Source organism: Salinisphaera sp. T5B8, assembly GCF_040361255.1.
In the GTDB taxonomy this organism is placed as follows: domain Bacteria; phylum Pseudomonadota; class Gammaproteobacteria; order Nevskiales; family Salinisphaeraceae; genus Salinisphaera.
The window spans coordinates 128,222-146,781 of the sequence record NZ_APNG01000002.1; the positions used below are offsets into that span (position 1 = coordinate 128,222).

The following is an 18,560-nucleotide window of genomic DNA, read 5'->3' on the forward strand; positions in this document are numbered from 1 at the left end:
CTACTAGCTCGCGCGAGCGCCGAAGACGCCGGCGGCAGCCCAGGGTGAACAAGGGGGTGAACAGGTCAGCGGTTATCCAAAATCTCGGCCACCGCCTCGGAACGATAGAAGCCCTCGAGATGGCGGCGCAGCGCGGGCTCGAGCAGGCCCTTGGCCTGCAGGGCCGCCACCACCTGCGGTACGAACCGCAGGCCGTCGCGTACGATCATCTCGCGGGTCACACCGATATCGTCGAGCAGTTCGGTGAGCGTGGTGTCGCGATAGGTGTCGAAAAAGACCTCGACCCCGTGTTCGATCAATTCGCGATAGACCCGCGTACGGCGCAGGCGCTGCCAGTACTCGTAGCCAATGACGAACAGCTCTTCGATATCCAGCTGACCGGCGAATTCACCCACCGAGGCGACCGTACGGTGCTTGTGATCATCCCAGAAGTCGAGCACCGCCTGACGCAATTCCTCGGACTCGAATGCTTCGTGCAGATAGGCTTCGCTGGCCTGCATGCCGGCGCGCGTATTGCGATCCACATAATCGCGGATACCGGCTTCCACGGCCGCGCCCAGGCGCGGCGAGGCGCGATCGACCACGGCACGGGTCACCTTGAGTGCAGATCGGGCGCCGGGCACGCGAAATGCCAGTCGTTTGCCCTGGCTCAGATAGCCGCGCAAGCCTGAATACAGCAACTGGGCCACCAGATTGGCGAATACCGGATTGGCCACCGAGTGATGGATGACCTCATCGCGCAGGCGCTGCATTTCCAGCAGCTTGTCGAGCAATTCCTCGAACTCGCGATCGGGCAGTACTTCTTCGAGCCTAGTCTGTTCGTGGATCGGGTGGGCATAGATCGCGGCAGCGATTTCGCCCACCAGTACCGGAATACCGCCGCCCAGCTTCATGTCGGCGGCGTAGTCGATGGCAGTGCGCTTGATCGACGCCTCGCTGACCACATCGGCCAGGCGCAAGCGCGCGGCGTCTGCCAGCACCCAATCCACACGGCGGCGCAGTTCCGTTTCCAGCGCCGGGCCCTGCAAACGCGCCGTGATATAGGCCACATGCGCGTCGAGCAAAGCCTGTGCTTTCGATCCTGCAAATGCTTCGGTGTCCATAGCCATCAAGATCGCTCAAGCCGGGGTGGGTGATGTTATCAGCCCCGAATGGCTGATATGCCACCCACGGGGGCACGCACGCATCAAAACACGCCCTGCCGCCACCGCAGGGGCGGCCGACTCGAAAACCGTCGCGCCTAACTACTGTATTTGGCCCCGTTTGATAATAGGCTAGAACCCATAACCCGAGCCGATTCGTTCTTTCGGACCTGCCTTTGCCGACCATCATCCTCATCAATATCGTCGTCGTGACGCTTGCGGTATTCGTTCATTACGAATTCCTCTACCGCATGACCCTTCTGCTGCCCCGTCTGGGGCTGGCCTATCGTTTTCGTATTCTGCTGGGCGTGTTCGGCTCGCTGTGTGCGCACGCGGTGGAAGTGTGGCTGTTTGCGCTTGCTTACTACGGCATGCTCGCCCACGGAGGGTTCGGCCACTTCGAAGGCCAGTTCGATGGCAGCTTGCTCGACTGTGCCTATTTTTCCTTCACCACGTTCACGACCCTGGGCTTTGGCGACATCCATCCGCTGGACGGGGTGCGTTATCTCACCGGTATCGAATCGCTGACCGGACTGATGCTGATTACCTGGACCGCCTCGTTTCTGTATCTGGAAATGCAGCGCTACTGGCGTGCCAGCGGCCCGCCCGAGCACTGAACAGCGCGCCGGGATCGGCGGGATCGCGTTCAGCGATCACTCATATCGGCGGCGCATACTCAGCGCATGTTTGTTCAGACGATGAGGTGTAGAGCCATGCATCGATTGGCTGTTCCGATTGCCGCGCTTGGACTGGCGCTGAGCCTGCAGGGCTGTGTACTGGCGGCCGCGGGTGCCGGTGCCGCGGGCGGTTATGCCGCCCATGAAGAAGGCTATCGTGTGCAGTCGCCCGTAAAAAAAGACGAGGCCGGCGGCTACAAGGGCCAGAATCCGGTCGTGCACGACGAACGCAAGGACGAAACACCCGAAGCCGAACAGCGCTAATGCGACGTCGGCGCGCGCTCGCACGCGTCAGCAGCAGCGCGGATATCGTTCACGACAGCTGGCCGACATCGCGTACCGCGCCGTTGGACGCGTTGGTGGTCAGCGCGGCATAGGCCTGCAAGGCCGGCGAGACCTTGCGCAAACGGTTGCGTGGTTTCCAGGCGTTGCTGCCTTGTGCCTGCATGACGCGCCGGCGTTCGGCCAGCACCGCATCCGCGACCGCGAGCGCAATCGAGCGCCCGGGGATATCGATGACGATCGTATCGCCGGTCTCGATCAGGCCGATGAGCCCGCCTTCAGCGGCTTCCGGCGACACATGGCCGATCGACAGGCCTGAGCTGCCGCCCGAAAAACGCCCGTCGGTCACCAGCGCGCAGGACTCAGCCAACCCTTTCGATTTCAGATAACTGGTCGGATACAGCATTTCCTGCATGCCCGGCCCGCCCTTGGGGCCTTCGTAGCGCACGATGACCACCTCGCCGGCGACGACTTCGTTGCACAGAATGCCGGCCACGGCCGCGTCCTGGCTTTCGTAGACACGGGCCGTACCGGTGAAGCCCAGCATCGAGTCGGCCACGCCGGCGGTCTTGACGATGCAGCCCTCGGGCGCGAGATTGCCGAACAACACCGCCAGCCCGCCGTCGGCGGAAAACGGCGTATCGGCCGATCGGATCACGCCGGTCTTGCGATCAGTATCGAGTGTTTCCCAGCGCGCGGCCTGGGAAAACGCGGTCTGGGTGGGCACGCCGCCCGGCCCGGCCTGATAAAACGTGGTCACATCGGCTTCGGGGTCGCGCATCACATCCCAGCGTGCCAGGGCTTCGCGCAGACTTGATGAATGAATCGTCGGCAACGACGTATCCAGCAGCCCGGCACGGTCCAGCTCACCGAGAATCGCCATGATGCCGCCGGCGCGATGTACGTCTTCCATATGCACGTCGGCCTTGGCCGGGGCGACCTTGCACAGGCAGGGCACCCGGCGCGAAAGTGCATCGATATCGTCGAGACAGAAATCGACCCCGCCCTCGCGGGCGGCAGCCAGCAGATGCAGCACCGTGTTGGTGGAGCCGCCCATGGCGATATCCAGGCTCATTGCATTCGCGAACGCTGCCCGGCTGGCGATCGCACGCGGCAGCACGCGCTCGTCGTCGCCTTCGTAATAGCGTTTGGCAAGATCGACCACGGTCTGGCCGGCATTGCGAAACAGTCGTTCGCGATCGCTATGCGTGGCCAGCAGCGAGCCGTTGCCCGGCAATGCCAGTCCGAGTGCCTCGGTCAGACAGTTCATGGAATTGGCCGTGAACATGCCCGAACAGGAACCACAGGTCGGACAGGCCGAACGTTCGATGGTGGCAACTTCGTCGTCGGAATAGCGATCGTCGGCCGCCACGACCATGGCATCGACCAGGTCGAAGGCCCGGCTCTTGCCCTTGACCACGGCCTTGCCGGCCTCCATCGGCCCGCCGGAGACGAATACCGTGGGGATGTTCAACCGCATGGCCGCCATGAGCATGCCGGGGGTGATCTTGTCGCAGTTGGAAATACACACCAACGCATCCGCGCAATGGGCGTTGACCATGTATTCGACGCTGTCGGCGATCAACTCGCGCGAAGGCAACGAATAGAGCATGCCGTTGTGACCCATGGCGATGCCGTCATCCACCGCGATGGTATTGAACTCCTTGGCCACGCCGCCGGCGACGGCGATCTCTTCGGCCACGAGTTGGCCAAGATCCTTGAGATGCACATGTCCGGGCACGAACTGGGTAAAGCTGTTGGCGATGGCGATGATCGGCTTGCCGAAATCGTTGTCGCCCATGCCGGTCGCCCGCCAAAGCGCGCGGGCGCCGGCCATGTTACGGCCGTGGGTACTGGTACGGGAGCGATAGGCCGGCATACATATCTCGGTCGGCAAGTCAGAACCAGCAAGCGTATTCGCGGCTGAATGCCTTTTGAAATATATTATTCGGCTCTTATTAAGACGTATTGCATATAAGTAATGGACGTTCGCCGGCTCAGACATTTCGTTGCCGTGGCCGAGACACGACATTTCGGCCGTGCGGCCGAACGTTTGCACATGACCCAGCCGCCCTTGAGCCAGTCGATCATGGCCCTGGAGAACAGCCTGGGCGCGAAGTTGTTCACCCGCAGCAAGCGCAGCGTCGCCCTCACCGCGTTTGCCGAACAATGGTTGCCCGAGGTCCGGGCCGCTCTTGGCCGCCTGGATGGCCTGGCCGAAACCGCGCGCCGTATCCAGCGCGGCGAAACCGGGCAGTTGAAACTGTCGTTCGTAAGCACCGCCGACTACAGCCTGCTGCCCAGTCTGGTCCAGCGCTTTCGCCAGCTGTATCCGGATGTGGAACTCACGCTCAGCGAGGCGACCAGCGACATACAGACTGCCGCATTGCTGGATAACGCCTGTCATGCGGGCATCATCATTGCGCCGCTGCACACGCCGCTACCCGATGCCCTGGCCTATCGACAGCTGTTATCGGAACCGCTGATCGCGGCGGTACCCGCGCAGTGGATCGAAAGCGGCCGGCTGGTGCCCGTCGACGGCCGACTATCGCCCGCGGCCGTAGTCGAGTCTCCCCTGATCCTGTTCCCGCGCCATGTCGCGCCGTCGTTCTACGACCGCGTCACCAATTATGTGCGCGCCTGCGGCGGCCAGCCGACGATCGCCCAGCAGGCGATTCAGATGCAGACCATCATCAGTCTGGTATCGGCCGGCATGGGCATTGCCCTGGTGCCGGCCTCGTTACGCCACCTGGCACGTACCGGTACGCGTTACCTGCCGCTGCAAAGCCGCGCGCCGGAACTGGAAACCGGGCTGGTCTGGCGCCGTGAAGACAGCAGTCCGATGCTGGCCAATCTGTTGGATGTCGTGGCCGCTATCGCCGGCGAACAGCGCCCACCGGCCGGCGGCTGGACGGATCTGGACGAAAAAACGGCAGGCAACGTGTAGTCAGGCGAGGATTTCGACCGTATCCCCAGTACTAATGGCGCCTTCATTTTCGGCTACGAGGTTCTGGCCGAAATAGACCTGATTATCGTCGCCCTTGCGATAACGCAGCAGGGTTTGCATGGGCTCGCCGTCGCTACGTCGCTGCCCGCGCGCGGGATCGACGGTGATCATCACACAGCGTGCACAGGGCGCATCCACCCGGAAGGTCACCGGGCCGATACGAATACGCTGCCAGGTGTCCTCGGCAAAGGCCGCCGTATCGGCCACCACCAGATTGGGCCGAAACTGGGCCATTACATGCGTACCGTCCGTTCGTGCGTTCAGATCCGCCAGCGACGCTTCGCTGGTAAGCAGCAACGGGTAGCCATCGGCGAAACTCACCCGCGTATCGATCTTGTCGCGATAACGCGGCGACTGCTCGCCGAGCCACAGCAGATGCACCGGTTCGCCCAGGACACGGCTGAACCAGGCGTCCAGACGCTGGGTGGTGGTCCAGGCCGAGAAATCGTCGGCCCAGACCCGGGTCGCGAACGATTGGTAGTCGAAGTCGGCGCACGCTTCGGCAAGCGCGACATGATCATCGTGCAATACCGTCAACCGGGCACCGTCGAAGCGGGCGGTCACCGTCTGCAGCACCGGATAGCGGCGCGCGGTCACGAAGCTGCCATCGGGCTTGACCACCATGAAGCGCCGGTCGTGGCGCAGCCCTTCCAGCTGAACATGGGCGCTCGCGAGCGCCTCGGCCGCGCTCGACTTGATCGCGTAACGATAGATTCCGGCAAGCGTGGGCACTGCGTTTCTCCAATGGCGCGATCGTTCGACCGAGCCGCATTCCTGCGCGTAAATCATAGAGCAAGCCACACGCCATTCAACCGCGCCCGGCCGACACGCGCCGCGCCACGCGGTTGAATACAGGCATAATTACGCCATTGCTTTGCCGTAGATAAACAGCCGTGGTCGTCATGTCCCGTCGCCCGTCGCCGCACGACGCCTTTACCAACCTGGCTGCCCGTATCGCCGCGCATGTGCGTGACGACGGCTTCACCCCGACCGCGCTGGATGGGCTGACCCTGCTCGGCTATGCCGGGCATAGCGTGCGCCAGCCCGAGGTCTACGAGCCGTCGCTGGTGTTCGTGGCACAGGGGGAAAAGACCGCGCATCTGGAAGACCGGGTCATCGATTACGGCGCCGGGCATTATCTGGTGCAGGCCATGCCCGTACCCTTCGAATGCGAAACGCGGGGCGCGCCCGACAAGCCGGTACTGGGCGCGGCATTGCGTATCGATGCAGCGGTACTCGACGAACTCGTCACCTCGATGCCGAACGCGGTCTGGCCGGCAGCCGACCCGGCCGATACCGAGTCGCTGCCCATGGCCGCGGTCGCCCTGGATGAGCGAATGACCGATGCGCTGGCGCGCCTGCTTGAGTGTCTGGACGACGAGCTGTGTGCACGGGCGCTCTATGGCATGCGGGTACGCGAAGTGATCTTCGAAGCGCTGCGCGGCCCCCAGGGGCATCTGTTGCGGCGCCTGATTCACGAGCGCGGTGCCTATGCGCGTATCGGCACCGCGATCAACCAGCTGCACACCGACTACGCGAAGTCGCTCTCGGTGGCCGATCTGGCGGCGGGCGTGCATATGAGCGTGTCCAGTTTTCACCATCATTTCAAGCGGGTGACGCGGTTATCGCCGTTGCAGTACCAGAAACGCATCCGCCTGCTCGCCGCCCGCGATCTGCTGGCCAGCCAGGTCGAAAACGTCGCGGGTGCGGCCCATGCGGTGGGCTATGAAAGTGCCTCCCAATTCTCGCGCGAGTACAAACGCTACTTCGGCGTCGCCCCGACCCACGACCGCGCACGCCAGGCCCATACCGGCACCCTGGCGCTGACCGACCCGGCCTGAACCGCGGCCCATCGGCATATGGGGCACGTGCTGGCTCACGTCATCGCATTCGGATTCGACGGCATTAACGTTTGCCTGAAAGACAAGATATATCCGCAAATGAACTCGGATGAACGCCAATGGATGGTGAAAGCCGGACCGTTTTTGTCGCCGACTTTGCGTTGTGCTCGCAGCCCGTTCTACCCGAGCACACCCACTACCCCGTTTGATTTGCGTTCATTCGCGTTCATTCGCGGACTGCCTTTGAGAACGCAGCCCGCGGGCGCAATTCGCCCGCCCGGCAACACCGGCGACGACGCCCACTCCCCGTGTGCTTACCCCCTGGCGAACAGCCAACTGACACGGCTGAAACGATGGATCTATCCGCAAATAAACGCGAATGAACGCCAATGGATGGTAAAAGCCGGCCCGTTTTGTGACCGACTTTGCGTTGTGCTCGCAGCCCGTTCTACCCGAGCACACCCACTACCCCGTTTGATTTGCGTTCATTCGCGTTCATTCGCGGACTGTCTTTGAGAACGCAGCCCGCGGGCGCAATTCGCCCGCCCCGCTAAAACCGGCCGCGCCGGCAGTTCGCTATTGACTTACGGCCTTGGCCTGGCCAATTGACACGGCTGAAACAAGCGGTCCGTCCGCAAATAAACGCGAATGAACGCCAATAAATGATGATCGCCCGCGGCCGTGGTGTTTTAACCCGCTTTGAGCGCGGTTTGCGGTCATTTCTACCACCGCATGGGGCCTACCACCGTCCTAATTTGCGTTCATTCGCGTTCATTCGCGGACTGTCTTTACGAACACGTTGCCGACGTACGAGCATAAAAAAAGCCCCCGGCAAAACATGCCGGAGGCTTTCACGACGTCATGACGACGACGTTAGGGCAAGCGCGTTACTGCGCGATCATCAGCGATTTGCTGTTGACGAATTCACGCATGCCGAAGCCGCCGTGTTCGCGGCCATAACCACTATCCTTGACGCCGCCGAAGGGCAGGTTCGGCTGGGCGATGTAGTAGCCGTTGATGCTGACCATGCCGGTATCGAAATGATCCCGGGCCAGCAGCTCGGCACGCTTCTCGTCTTCCGAGAAGATGCCGCCGCCCAGACCGTAGACCGAATCGTTGGCGATACGGATCGCATCCGCCTCGTCCTTGGCACGAATCAGCGACGCGACCGGGCCAAACAGCTCGCCGTCGTAGGCCGGCATGCCGGGGGTGACGTTTTCGAGCACGGTGACCGGGTAGAAATAGCCTTCGCGATCGGGGACTTCACCGCCGGTGAGACAGGTCGCGCCCTTCTCGATCGATTCCTTGACCTGGGCATGCAGGTTGTCGCGCAGGTCTTCACGCGCGATCGGGCCGAGCTGGGTGTTCTTGTCGCTCGGGTCGCCGAACTCGATCTGCTTCATCTTGGCGAGATAGGCATCGCGGAACTGCTCGTAGACCGCATCCACGACCACGAAGCGCTTGGCGGCGACACAGGTCTGGCCGTTGTTGTTGATACGACCGGTCACACAGGCATCCACGGCCTTGTCGATATCGGCATCCTCGAGCACCAGAAACGCGTCGTTGCTGCCCAGTTCCAGCACGGTCTTCTTGAGGTACTTGCCGGCGTCGGCCGCGATCTTGCGACCGGTGGCCGCGCTGCCGGTAAAGGTCACGCCGCGTACGCGCGGATGCTCCGTGACCTGGCTGGCCTGGTCTTCCTGGATATAGAGCACGTTGAACACGTTCTCCGGCACGCCGGCCTGGCGGAAGATGTCTTCCAGCGCCTCGGCACAGCCCCAGACGTTGGGCGCATGCTTTAGCAGCACGGTGTTGCCGGCCATCAGGTTGGCAATGGTGTAGCGCACGACCTGATAGAACGGGAAGTTCCACGGCTGGATGCCGAAGATCACGCCAATCGGCTGGTGCGTAACCAACGCACGTCCGCCCGGCAGATCGCGCTCTTCATCGGCGAGGAACGTCGCCGCGTTGTCGGCGCTGTAGTCGCAGATGCCCTTGCAGAGCTTGAGCTCGCCGGGGGCCTGGCTGATCGGCTTGCCCATTTCTTCGGTGATCAGCTGGGACAGGCGATCGCTGTTCTCGACCAGCAGTTCTCCGACCTTACGGATCAGCTTGCCGCGCTCGTCGAATGAACGCTGTTTCCAGTCGAGAAACGCCTCGTGCGTCTTTTCGATCTTGTCGTTGAGCTGCTCGTCGCTGATCGTATCGAATTCGCGGATCACCGCGCCGGTGGCGGGGTTGATGGTCTTAACGGTGTTAGACACGTAGCCTCCATACAGGGCTATGAATGAACACCCCCGAGGATAGTGGCATTCGCAAGCCCACGCGTATCGCAGGCTGTCGATTGTTTGCCCGATCCTGCAAGTACGGGCCACCTGGGCGCTATGGCGACGGAGAATCCGGGTCGAGCGGCGTGGTCATCTGCGCATCGATGATCGCGAAATAGCCGGGCAATACGGCGGTCAGGCGTGCACGCCCCGCCGCAGTCAGACCGATATGCTTCGTGCGCGCATCGCGGGCATCCTTTCGCGCGTGTACGAGCCCCGCGTCGAGCAACGCGCGCAGTGTACGGGCCACCACAGGCCCCGCGACATCGAGTCGCTGCGTGATCTCGCCCACGGTCAGGGTCGCGTGATCGGGCTCGCGGTCGATCACCACCAGGAACAAAAACCGTAGCTGCGACAGCCCGTGTTCGGCGAAATAGGCTTCCAGCCGGCGAATCATCACGCTCGCGCGGCGCATGGTTTCCAGACCGGCTGCAATACGCGCGGGCTCGACATCGTATTGCGCCGTATAGCGCTCGATCATCTGCCGTGACGGCAAGTCCTTGAGGAAAAACACTAGCCAGCGCCCCCTTCCCCGGCCGCGGCATGCATCGCTGTCATGAGCTCAGCGCTGTCGGTCGCGCGCCCGAAATGCGGCACGACATGCTCGAGCACATGCCGATGCTGCGCCTGGGTAAAAGCGGCACAACAATCGGCCACAATCCAGGCATCGAGGCCCAGATCGTGCGCTTCGCGCAGGCTGGATTCGACACAGACGTGGGTGGCGAAACCACAGAAATAGACCGTTCGGATATCGTTGTTGCGTAAATACGCATCCAGCGTGGCGTTCTTGAGCACACTGGCGCCGGAGCGCCCCTTGGAGACGAACTCGCGCGCCCGATCGCCCGGCACGAATGGCGGGCGAAACGCGCTACGTGCGCCGGTCCACGTGCCGGCCCGGGCAATAGCGCCACGCAAACCGGCCTGGTCCCGGCCGAACAGCAGGTAATGCGGATCGTCGGTCATATCGAGACCGGCATGCACGATCGGCTGTTTCGCAGCTCGCGCTGACTCGATCAGCCGCGCCGCCGCGGCAATGGCCTGCGCGAAGGCATCTTGATCGCGTACGAGATTGCGCCGCAGCGGCGCATCCGTATCGAGCCATTCACCCTGGAACTCGATAAATACGATCGCTGCCCGCTCGATCGGCGGTTTAACCGGGATTCGCGCTTCGCTCATGATGGCTCTGGGTTGCACCATCTATTCGAGCCGGGGCGATTCGCTTTTTAGCAAATGCGCCGCCTGACACTTATTTATCATGATACCTATCATGCTAATAAAAAGCACGAAGCCTTCTCCCGATCACGCAACCCAGGCGGCTAACGACCGCTACGCGACGCGATAAGCGCCTCGACAATATCAACCTGACGGGCGAAATAACGGCCATCCGAGGGTGGCGTCGGGTCCGAGGTCATAACCACGGTCATATCGCGTTCGGGCACCACGAACAGCACCTGGCCGCCATAGCCGCGCCCGTAATGGGCGCTCACGCCGGCCAGCTCGGTCGTGAACCAGCCATAGCCATAGGCGTCGCCGGTGTAGACCGAGTGCGTGCGCGTGCGCCAACTGGTTTCGATCCACGCCTGCGATATGACCTGTTGCTCGCCAACCCGACCGCCCTGGCGAATCATCTCGCCGAAGGCCAGTAGCGCGCCCGGCGTGATGCCCATTTCGTTACCGCCGAAATAGATACCCTGCGGATCACGCGTCCAGGGCGGGATATCGATTCCCAGCGGCCCGGCCAGCCAAGCGCGCATGAGCGCCAAGGTGCTGCGCCCGCTCGTCTCGGTGAGAATGGCCGATAGCACATGGGTATTGCCGGTCGAATAGAGCATGCGCGTACCGGGCTCGGCCACGAACGGGCGCGACAAGGCCTCGTCCACCCAATTATCGCTGGCCACCCAGGCGCCGTAATTCGCACCCGAGGTCCGCTCCAGCCCGGCCTGCATCGACAATAACTGGCCAACGGTAATCGCGGCCACGCGCTCATCGGCATCTGGTGGCATGCGCGTGCCCAGCAGTTGGCCGATGGGCTGATCCACGCTATCGATCACGCCGCGATCGATGGCCGCGCCCACGAGCGTGGCGATCAGTGTTTTCGACAACGACTTGATATTGGCGGTCGCATCTACCCGATGGCCCCGATAGCCGCGTTCGATCACGGTATCCCCGTCGACGGCAACCAGCAATGTGTGGGTTCGCGGCAAATCGCCGGCACGCTCGGCAATCGCCTCCAGCGCGGGCGGCGCGGGCGAATCCGTCGCGGCACTGGCCATGCCGATAAAGACCATCAGCGCCCAACAGGCAGCCGACCGCACCCAACGATGAGCCCCACACCGATGCGCTGCCAAACGCGTCATTTCAACGAACCGATTACGCATGCCGCCATGGTAATCATATTACCCGCACCACGACCGCTGGCGGCACTGCGCGATCCCCACTGCCAGGGGTGTTTTTCATCCGCGGGCGCGTACTTGGCGGCAGCGCCCGAAGTGCTATCGTGCGCAAAAAATACGAGGAGCATCGATGGCTACGGTATTGGTCGCCGGCACCTGCGACACCAAGGGCGCGGAATTGCGCTATGCCTGTGATTGCCTGGCGGCGGCCGGCGTTGCCGCCCAGGTGGTGGATCTGGGGACCGGCGATATTGCACGCACCCACCCACCGGATATCGACGCCGCGAGCGTTGCAGCGCACCACCCGGACGGGGCCGACGCCGTGCTTGCAGTGGATGATCGCGGCCGGGCGGTGAATGCGATGGCCCTGGCTTTCGAGCATTACGTGGCCGCGCGCCGCGATATCGCGGGCGTACTCGGGCTGGGCGGCTCCGGCGCACGGCACTGGTTACGCCGGCGATGCGACGTCTGGCGGTAGGCGTGCCAAAGGTCATGGTGTCGACTGTCGCCTCGGGCAATGTCGCGCCCTATGTGGGCCCCAGCGATATCTGCATGATGTATTCGGTGACCGACGTGGCCGGGCTCAATCGTATTTCGCGTATAGTGATCGGCAATGCCGCGCATGCCCTGGCCGGCATGATCACCAACGCATTGCCCGAGGCGCGCGATACCAAACCCGCACTCGGATTGACGATGTTCGGCGTGACCACGCCCTGTATCACCCAGCTCACCGACGCCCTCGAGGCCGAGTACGACTGTCTGGTCTTTCATGCCACCGGCACGGGTGGCCAGTCAATGGAAAAACTGGTGGATTCCGGCGCCCTGGCCGGCGTGCTGGATATCAGTACCACCGAAATCTGCGATCTGCTCATGGGCGGCGTGATGAGCGCGGGCGATACCCGCCTGGATGCGATCGCCCGCAGTGGCGTGCCCTATGTAGGCGCCTGCGGCGCGCTGGATATGGTCAACTTCGGCGCGCGCGATACCCTGCCCGCGCAATATCGCGATCGCACCGTTTACGAGCACAACGCCCAGGTCACGCTCATGCGGACCACGGTCGAGGAAAACCGGCTGATCGGCGAATGGATCGCGGCCAAGCTCAATGCCTGTGACGGGCCGGTGCGTTTTCTGCTGCCGGAGGGCGGCGTGTCGGCCATCGACGCACCGGGCCAGCCGTTTTACGACCGAGCCGCCGATGCGGCCCTGTTCGAAGCACTCGAAACCCACGTGCAGCAGACCGAGAATCGACGGCTGATACGTGTGCCCCACCATATCAACGATCCGGCATTCGTCGGCGCGGCACTCGCTGCCTTCGAAGACGTGATGTCGACCCACCGGAATTAAAGGAAACCCCATGCCCCGATTCGAACGTCAGGCCATTCTCGACACCCTGCGCGCCAAGATCCGCGATGGCCGGCCCATCGTCGGCGGCGGCGCCGGCACCGGGCTGTCGGCGAAATGCGAGGAAGCCGGCGGCATCGATCTGATCGTGATCTACAACTCCGGGCGCTATCGCATGGCCGGGCGTGGCTCGCTGGCAGGCCTGCTGGCCTACGGCAACGCCAATGAAATCGTGGTCGACATGGCCCGCGAAGTGTTGCCGGTGGTCAAGCACACGCCGGTGTTGGCCGGCGTCAATGCGACCGATCCGTTCGTGTCGATGGACGAATTCCTGGCCCAGCTCAAACAGATCGGTTTCGCCGGGGTGCAGAACTTTCCGACCGTGGGCCTGATCGACGGCAGCTTTCGCGCCAATCTGGAAGAAACCGGCATGGGCTACGATCTGGAGGTCGACATGATCGGCCGCGCCCGCGCAGCCGATCTGCTGACCACGCCCTATGTCTTTTCCAGCGATGATGCCCGTGCCATGGCCGAAGCCGGCGCGGATATCGTGGTCTGCCACATGGGCCTGACCACCGGTGGCAGTATCGGCGCCGAAACCGGGGTGGATCTCGACGGCGCGGTCGAACGCGTCAATGCCTGGGGCGACGCCGCGCGCGCGGTGCGCGACGATGTGATCGTGCTCTGTCATGGTGGGCCGATCGCCCAGCCCGAGGATGCCGAATACGTATTGTCGCGCTGCCCGGGCTGCCACGGCTTCTACGGCGCGAGCAGCATGGAGCGGCTGCCGGTCGAGCAGGCGCTGACCGAACAGACCCGCCGCTTTGTCGATCTGCAGGTCGATTCCCCCAAGCGCTGATTGGCGCGATCGCCCACACCGAGGAGATTGTCATGGAACGTATTTTCATCAGCCGCGTGATTCGTGCCGAGGCCGATGCCGTCTGGGCCGTGCTACGTGACTTCAACGGCATGCCGGCCTGGCATCCGGCCATTGTCGACAGTGAAATCGAGGACGCCCGCGCGGCCGACTCGGTCGGCTGTATTCGCAGTTTTCATCTGGCCGATGGCGGGCATATCCGTGAACAGCTGACCGCCCTGTCCGATGCCGATCGCCACCTGCGCTATATCATCCTGGAATCGCCCATGCCGGTGACCGGCTACGACGCCACCATTGACGTGATCCCGATCACCGAGGGCAATGCCAGCCTGGTGGTCTGGAAAGCCGAGTTCGAAGTCCCGCCCGCGGATGCCCGCGCCACGGTGGATACGGTCGCCGGCGGTGTATTCCGTGCCGGTCTGGATGCGCTGGCCGCGCAGCTCGAATAACGAGAGGCCCATACCGGCGCGCAACATGGCCCGGCGCACAGTACGCCGGGCCGTGCGCAACTACTCTTGCGGCAGCGCGTAGACGACGACCTGGTCGCCGACCTGATCCTTGAGGATGGTATTGCCGCCGGCCACGAAGGCGACATACTGGCGCCCCTTGTAGGCATAGACCGCCGGGTTGGCCACGGCGGGGGCTTCGGCCTGATCGGACCACAACGGCTCGCCGGTGGCTAGCGAATAGGCGCGCAGCTTGGCGTCCATGGAAGCGCCGATGAAGATCACGCCGCCGGCGGTGACCGCCGGCCCACCGATGGTGGGCGAGCCCCAGGCCTCGGGCATGAAAAAGCCATACTGCTGGGATGCGCCCACCGGGCGCCGCCATTTCACGTCGCCCGTATGCATGTCGAGTGCCACCAGCTCACCGAATGGCGGCTCCCAGCAGGGCATGCCCAGCCAGTTCATCGCCACCTTGAGGCGCATGCCATAGGGCGCGCCGGTCTGCGGCGAGAAACCACTTTCGTTGCCCGAACCGGTATCGGCTTTTTCGTAGGCCCCGCGCTCGTAGAGCTTGACGTATTGCACGATATGCGAGGTGTTGACCACCGCGGTCTGGCTGGCCGGATCGTAGGCCACACCGCCCCATTGCACCCCGCCGGAACTATCGGGATAGGCCATCGTGCCCTCGCCCTTCGTGGTCGGCGGCGTGTACATGCCGCGATAGTCGAGTTGATCCCACAGGCGCGAACATTGCCCGCCGCCGACGATATCCGCCAGCTTCCAGACCGGCGGTTTTTTCGTCTGGTCCAGCAATGGCGCGGGCCGGGTCGGAAACGGCTGGGTCGGCGAATAGATCTCGCCCTCGACCGAGCCGTCGCCTGCGGGCACGGGGCGGTCCTCGATCGGCCAGACGTCTTCGCCGGTGCGGCGATCGACCACGAACAGAAAACCCATCTTGGTCGCCTGGACCAGGGCCGGAATATCTTCGCCGTCGACGGTTATGTCCATGAGCGTGGGCGCGGCGTTGATATCGTAATCCCAGACATCGTGGTGCACCCACTGACGCGACCAGACCACCTCGCCCGTGTCGATATCCAGGGCCGTGGTCGACGTTGCCAGCGGTGCTTTCTCCTGGCGATTACCGCCCCAGAAATTCGGCGATGGCGACGACACCGGCAGATACACCAGGCCCAGATCCTCGTCGGCGGACATATGCGTCCAGACATTGGCCGTGCCGCTTTTTTCGCGCATGCCGTCCGATAGCGCCTGGAATGTCCATTCGCGTTCGCCGCTGCGCGCGTCGATGGAAAACACGGTGCCGGGCGGCGCCTGCTCGAAGGCCCAGTCCTTGCCGGCCCAACCCAGCAGCAGATGATCGCCGACAACCGTGGGCGGTTGCAGCAACGACAACGGCCATTTGGCGTGGGTATCGTTCCACTGGTTCACATCCAGCACGCCGTGATTGGCAAAGCCTTCGCATTTTTTGCCGGTGTCGGCATCGAGGGCGAACAGGCGCGCGTCCATCGTGCCCATGTAGACGATCTTCTGGCAGGCCTCGCCGGGCACGGGATTCTCGGCTGCCCAGTACGACACACCGCGATTCTTGAGTACCGGCTGGGTCAGCGCCTTCTTCCGGGTCTGGGTATCGAACGCCCATTTCTGTTCGCCGGTACCCGGATCGAGCGCAATCAGACGGTAGAACGGCGTACCGATATACAACGTATCGTTGGCAAAGATCGGGGTCGCCGACCACACCGTGGCGGGTATGTCACCGCTGCCATCGGACACATCGCCCGTATGAAACTCCCAGACCTTTTCCAGATCGCCGACATTGTCGGCGGTAATCTGGGTCAGCGGGCTGTATTTCTGGGCGTTGAGCTGACCGTGAAAACTCTCCCAGGTCGCGTTTTCGGACACCGCCGCCGGTTCGGGCGAATGATCGGGATCACCCGATTCGCCGGGCTGCTGGGCACAGCCGGTCGCTACCAGCAACGCGCATAGCGGCGCGCATAGTGCAAGGCGTGATCTGGCCAGACGCCGGGCTGGCGTTGGCGGCGAATGGCGGATAACTGAAATCATGAGCGCACCGTCGTGGCATGCCTGGGCGCGGCGAACAGATCGATGAGCAGCCCGAGCAAAGCGACACCCATGGCGGCACATAGCCACCATTCGTGCAGTAACGCGCCGGCAAAGGCGTTGCCGAGAATCATCAGTACGACCAGCCCGGCGAGCAAGTTACGCCAGCGGCCCGACGCGCCTCGGGCGAGCACCCCCGCACAGGCAATCAGCAAGCCACTGACCACGATCGCGGCCAGTGCGCCGAGCGTGCCGGTCACGCCGGTCAACGCAGCGAAATAGCCATAAAGCGCAACGCTGAGGCTTGCCAGCGCGCCCAGCAAGAGCACGGCCGCGCCGAAACGGGCCGAAGATTCGGATAAAACCATGGAGGATTGTTCTGCCAACGCGCAGACCCGGACGGGCCTACGCACAGAAACTAAGATGTATAACGCAGATAATTATACGCGTTCAGGCCGCGATCGCCAGTCGCTGCGGCACAATTCGCCGCGCATCAGACACAGCAGGCAGATCATCGGCGCGTCGCCATCGTGTTCAAGCAGACAGACGGGCGGCGCTACGTTCGTGCCCGTCCAGGGTCTTGCCCAGGAAGTGGCGCGCATAGCGCGGCGTCAGCCGGTTGAGATCCAGATGCATGAAAACATCGGCCACGTTGAAATCCGGGTCGTAGCATGGCGGGCCGCCCACGCAGGCGCCTACGCGCAGGTAGGCCTTGATCAACGGCGGCAGGCGCACGGCCCGATCGAGCGGCACGTCCGCCGACGGCAAGGCCAGGCGCGGACGTACGCAACGGTGCGCCTCGGCCGGCTGACGGGCCCAGATCTGGCGATAGGTCGCATGCGCAAACGCTAGGCCGTCGCGCAGGTCGATACTCGCACAGCCAATCAGATGATCGTAACGATCGGCACGAATCAGATCCGCAATACCCGCCCACAACACTGCCATCGCCGGGCTGCGCCGATAGGCCGCATCCACACAGGTACGCCCGATTTCCAGAAAACGCCCCGGACAGGCCAGGACCGCGTCCAGATCGAACTCGCTGGCGGAATAGAAGCCGCCGGCCGCCTGCGCGGCTTCGTGGGTGAGAATGCGCGTACTGGCCACGGCGCGGTCGTCGCGGCGATCGCGTACAACCAGATGCAGGCAATAGGCGTCCATGGCATCGGCTTCGAGCCCGGCCCCGGCCAGCGCGGCCGTGGCGCCCATTTCTTCGACGAATACGCGATAGCGCAGGGCCAGGCTGTCGTCGATCTGCGCCTGGCTGCGGGCAAAGCTGTAGTAGAAACGGGCAGGCCGCGTTTCGGGCGTTGGCTGGGTCGTGGTTGCGTTCATGGCGAACATCTCGATCGCGAATCAACGCCAGCGATTGTCGACCGGCCATGTGATAGCGACATGACCACGCGATGACGCGCCGATGACCGCGACGTACGTCACCGCCCTGTCATGTCACGCGGTTATCAATAGCCGGATGTCCGATTCCTCCGTTATCGCCGATACCCGCTTGCTTCTGCGACTGTGGTTGAGCAAGCCACGCCAGATCGCGACCTGGACGCCCACCGGCCCGGCCGTGGCGCGTGGCTTTGTCGATGCACTGGCCGCGGCCCCGCAGTCGGGCCACATCGTGGAACTGGGCGCGGGTACCGGCCCGATCACGAGCGCGATGCTCAACGCCGGCATCGATCGCAACCGGCTATGCGTGGTCGAATACGACCGCGAGCTGGTCGCCCTGCTGCATACACGGTTCGGCCAGGCCGGCATCGTGCAGGGCGACGCGCGCGCGCTGCCCGAGCTGTTCGCGGCCCAGGGTGTAGAGCGCATCGCCGCGGTCGTATCCACCCTGCCGATCCTGCATTTCTCCCGGGCCGATCAAAAACGCGTGCTCGATGCCTGTTTCGAACGCGGTGTGCCGGGGGCAGCATTCACCCAGATCACCTATCTGCCCGGCTCGCCGGTTCGCCAGCGCGCGCTGGCCCGCTGGGGCTATCGCGCCACGCGGCTTCGTCATATCGCACGCAACTGGCCGCCCGCCATGCTCTGGCAATACCGGCCCGACACCACGGCCTGAAAAAGCGCTGCACGATCGTTCAAGATCACGGCGCCGCGCAGCGTCAGGCTTAGCGCCCGAACATACCCATACGGGCAAGGCCGCAA

The 18,560-nt window shown here is 63.4% G+C and carries 17 protein-coding genes and 1 pseudogene; 8 read left to right on the forward strand and 10 right to left on the reverse strand.

Annotated elements, in window-relative coordinates; genetic code table 11:
* Window positions 1-65: 65 nt before the first annotated feature.
* Entirely contained in the window at window positions 66-1,103 is a 1,038-nt protein-coding gene (locus T5B8_RS02350; protein WP_353175897.1) for a hypothetical protein, read from the reverse strand.
* Window positions 1,104-1,318: 215 nt separating this feature from the next.
* Between T5B8_RS02350 and T5B8_RS02355 the strand changes: the two genes are divergently transcribed.
* Both T5B8_RS02355 and T5B8_RS02360 read left to right on the forward strand, forming a co-directional pair.
* Window positions 1,319-1,759: a potassium channel family protein gene (locus T5B8_RS02355; protein WP_353175899.1), complete on the forward strand. Its 441-nt coding sequence runs from the start codon at window positions 1,319-1,321 to the stop codon at window positions 1,757-1,759.
* Between the two features lie 96 nt (window positions 1,760-1,855).
* Window positions 1,856-2,083, forward strand: coding sequence for a hypothetical protein (locus tag T5B8_RS02360; RefSeq protein WP_353175901.1), 228 nt, complete (start codon window positions 1,856-1,858; stop codon window positions 2,081-2,083).
* A 49-nt stretch (window positions 2,084-2,132) separates the two neighbouring features.
* On the opposite strand, the gene ilvD is transcribed toward T5B8_RS02360, so the two are convergent.
* Window positions 2,133-3,980, reverse strand: coding sequence for a dihydroxy-acid dehydratase (ilvD, locus tag T5B8_RS02365; protein ID WP_353175903.1), 1,848 nt, complete (start codon window positions 3,978-3,980; stop codon window positions 2,133-2,135).
* A gap of 102 nt (window positions 3,981-4,082) precedes the next feature.
* Between ilvD and T5B8_RS02370 the strand changes: the two genes are divergently transcribed.
* Window positions 4,083-5,048, forward strand: coding sequence for a LysR family transcriptional regulator (locus tag T5B8_RS02370; protein WP_353175905.1), 966 nt, complete (start codon window positions 4,083-4,085; stop codon window positions 5,046-5,048).
* Here the strand turns inward: T5B8_RS02370 and T5B8_RS02375 are convergent, their stop codons facing one another.
* Complete coding sequence (locus T5B8_RS02375) at window positions 5,049-5,840, reverse strand: MOSC domain-containing protein (RefSeq protein ID WP_353175906.1); 792 nt, start codon at window positions 5,838-5,840, stop codon at window positions 5,049-5,051.
* 170 nt (window positions 5,841-6,010) lie between these two features.
* Here T5B8_RS02375 and T5B8_RS02380 point away from each other — a divergent pair, with 170 nt between their 5' ends.
* Window positions 6,011-6,949: an AraC family transcriptional regulator gene (locus T5B8_RS02380; RefSeq protein WP_353175908.1), complete on the forward strand. Its 939-nt coding sequence runs from the start codon at window positions 6,011-6,013 to the stop codon at window positions 6,947-6,949.
* Between the two features lie 887 nt (window positions 6,950-7,836).
* Here T5B8_RS02380 and T5B8_RS02385 read toward each other — a convergent pair.
* The 4 genes from T5B8_RS02385 to T5B8_RS02400 form a co-directional block, all read right to left on the reverse strand.
* Window positions 7,837-9,213, reverse strand: a complete 1,377-nt coding sequence (locus T5B8_RS02385) for an NAD-dependent succinate-semialdehyde dehydrogenase (RefSeq protein WP_353175910.1) — start codon at window positions 9,211-9,213, stop codon at window positions 7,837-7,839.
* A 118-nt stretch (window positions 9,214-9,331) separates the two neighbouring features.
* Window positions 9,332-9,790, reverse strand: coding sequence for a MarR family winged helix-turn-helix transcriptional regulator (locus T5B8_RS02390; RefSeq protein WP_353175911.1), 459 nt, complete (start codon window positions 9,788-9,790; stop codon window positions 9,332-9,334).
* Window positions 9,790-10,452: a cysteine hydrolase family protein gene (locus T5B8_RS02395; protein WP_353175913.1), complete on the reverse strand. Its 663-nt coding sequence runs from the start codon at window positions 10,450-10,452 to the stop codon at window positions 9,790-9,792. Before T5B8_RS02395 ends, T5B8_RS02390 begins: the two co-directional genes overlap by 1 nt.
* A 140-nt stretch (window positions 10,453-10,592) precedes the next feature.
* Window positions 10,593-11,549 carry a serine hydrolase domain-containing protein gene (locus T5B8_RS02400; RefSeq protein WP_353175915.1) on the reverse strand — a complete coding sequence of 319 codons (957 nt, stop codon included), beginning with the start codon at window positions 11,547-11,549 and terminating at the stop codon, window positions 10,593-10,595.
* 250 nt (window positions 11,550-11,799) lie between these two features.
* On the opposite strand from T5B8_RS02400, the pseudogene T5B8_RS02405 reads away from it, so the two are divergent.
* The 3 genes and pseudogenes from T5B8_RS02405 to T5B8_RS02415 all read left to right on the forward strand — a co-directional run bounded on the left by T5B8_RS02405 (window position 11,800) and on the right by T5B8_RS02415 (window position 14,336).
* Window positions 11,800-13,013: pseudogene (locus T5B8_RS02405) on the forward strand (Tm-1-like ATP-binding domain-containing protein).
* Window positions 13,014-13,023: 10 nt separating this feature from the next.
* Window positions 13,024-13,869: a phosphoenolpyruvate hydrolase family protein gene (locus T5B8_RS02410; protein ID WP_353175917.1), complete on the forward strand. Its 846-nt coding sequence runs from the start codon at window positions 13,024-13,026 to the stop codon at window positions 13,867-13,869.
* Window positions 13,870-13,901: 32 nt separating this feature from the next.
* Window positions 13,902-14,336 carry an SRPBCC family protein gene (locus T5B8_RS02415; protein WP_353175918.1) on the forward strand — a complete coding sequence of 145 codons (435 nt, stop codon included), beginning with the start codon at window positions 13,902-13,904 and terminating at the stop codon, window positions 14,334-14,336.
* 60 nt (window positions 14,337-14,396) lie between these two features.
* Here the strand turns inward: T5B8_RS02415 and T5B8_RS02420 are convergent, their stop codons facing one another.
* The 3 genes from T5B8_RS02420 to T5B8_RS02430 form a co-directional block, all read right to left on the reverse strand.
* Window positions 14,397-16,412, reverse strand: a complete 2,016-nt coding sequence (locus T5B8_RS02420) for a pyrroloquinoline quinone-dependent dehydrogenase (RefSeq protein WP_353175920.1) — start codon at window positions 16,410-16,412, stop codon at window positions 14,397-14,399.
* Window positions 16,409-16,777 (reverse strand): hypothetical protein, encoded by a 369-nt coding sequence (locus T5B8_RS02425; protein WP_353175921.1) that lies wholly within the window; start codon window positions 16,775-16,777, stop codon window positions 16,409-16,411. The genes T5B8_RS02420 and T5B8_RS02425 overlap by 4 nt, the downstream gene beginning before the upstream one ends.
* A 166-nt stretch (window positions 16,778-16,943) precedes the next feature.
* A complete protein-coding gene (locus tag T5B8_RS02430) occupies window positions 16,944-17,741 on the reverse strand; it encodes a GNAT family N-acetyltransferase (protein ID WP_353175923.1) in 798 nt (265 codons plus the stop codon).
* Window positions 17,742-17,877: 136 nt separating this feature from the next.
* Here T5B8_RS02430 and T5B8_RS02435 point away from each other — a divergent pair, with 136 nt between their 5' ends.
* Entirely contained in the window at window positions 17,878-18,474 is a 597-nt protein-coding gene (locus T5B8_RS02435; RefSeq protein ID WP_353175924.1) for a class I SAM-dependent methyltransferase, read from the forward strand.
* The last annotated feature ends 86 nt before the right edge of the window (window positions 18,475-18,560 follow it).

What these genes read in the sequence shown, in the direction of transcription:
- T5B8_RS02350 (WP_353175897.1), bottom strand. Translation starts at nt 1,103, where the DNA reads ATGGACACCGAAGCATTTGCAGGATCGAAAGCACAGGCTTTGCTCGAC.
- T5B8_RS02360 (WP_353175901.1), top strand. Translation starts at nt 1,856, where the DNA reads ATGCATCGATTGGCTGTTCCGATTGCCGCGCTTGGACTGGCGCTGAGC.
- ilvD (WP_353175903.1), bottom strand. Translation starts at nt 3,980, where the DNA reads ATGCCGGCCTATCGCTCCCGTACCAGTACCCACGGCCGTAACATGGCC.
- T5B8_RS02370 (WP_353175905.1), top strand. Translation starts at nt 4,083, where the DNA reads ATGGACGTTCGCCGGCTCAGACATTTCGTTGCCGTGGCCGAGACACGA.
- T5B8_RS02380 (WP_353175908.1), top strand. Translation starts at nt 6,011, where the DNA reads ATGTCCCGTCGCCCGTCGCCGCACGACGCCTTTACCAACCTGGCTGCC.
- T5B8_RS02395 (WP_353175913.1), bottom strand. Translation starts at nt 10,452, where the DNA reads ATGAGCGAAGCGCGAATCCCGGTTAAACCGCCGATCGAGCGGGCAGCG.
- T5B8_RS02400 (WP_353175915.1), bottom strand. Translation starts at nt 11,549, where the DNA reads ATGGCCAGTGCCGCGACGGATTCGCCCGCGCCGCCCGCGCTGGAGGCG.
- T5B8_RS02410 (WP_353175917.1), top strand. Translation starts at nt 13,024, where the DNA reads ATGCCCCGATTCGAACGTCAGGCCATTCTCGACACCCTGCGCGCCAAG.
- T5B8_RS02415 (WP_353175918.1), top strand. Translation starts at nt 13,902, where the DNA reads ATGGAACGTATTTTCATCAGCCGCGTGATTCGTGCCGAGGCCGATGCC.
- T5B8_RS02420 (WP_353175920.1), bottom strand. Translation starts at nt 16,412, where the DNA reads ATGATTTCAGTTATCCGCCATTCGCCGCCAACGCCAGCCCGGCGTCTG.
- T5B8_RS02425 (WP_353175921.1), bottom strand. Translation starts at nt 16,777, where the DNA reads ATGGTTTTATCCGAATCTTCGGCCCGTTTCGGCGCGGCCGTGCTCTTG.
- T5B8_RS02430 (WP_353175923.1), bottom strand. Translation starts at nt 17,741, where the DNA reads ATGAACGCAACCACGACCCAGCCAACGCCCGAAACGCGGCCTGCCCGT.
- T5B8_RS02435 (WP_353175924.1), top strand. Translation starts at nt 17,878, where the DNA reads ATGTCCGATTCCTCCGTTATCGCCGATACCCGCTTGCTTCTGCGACTG.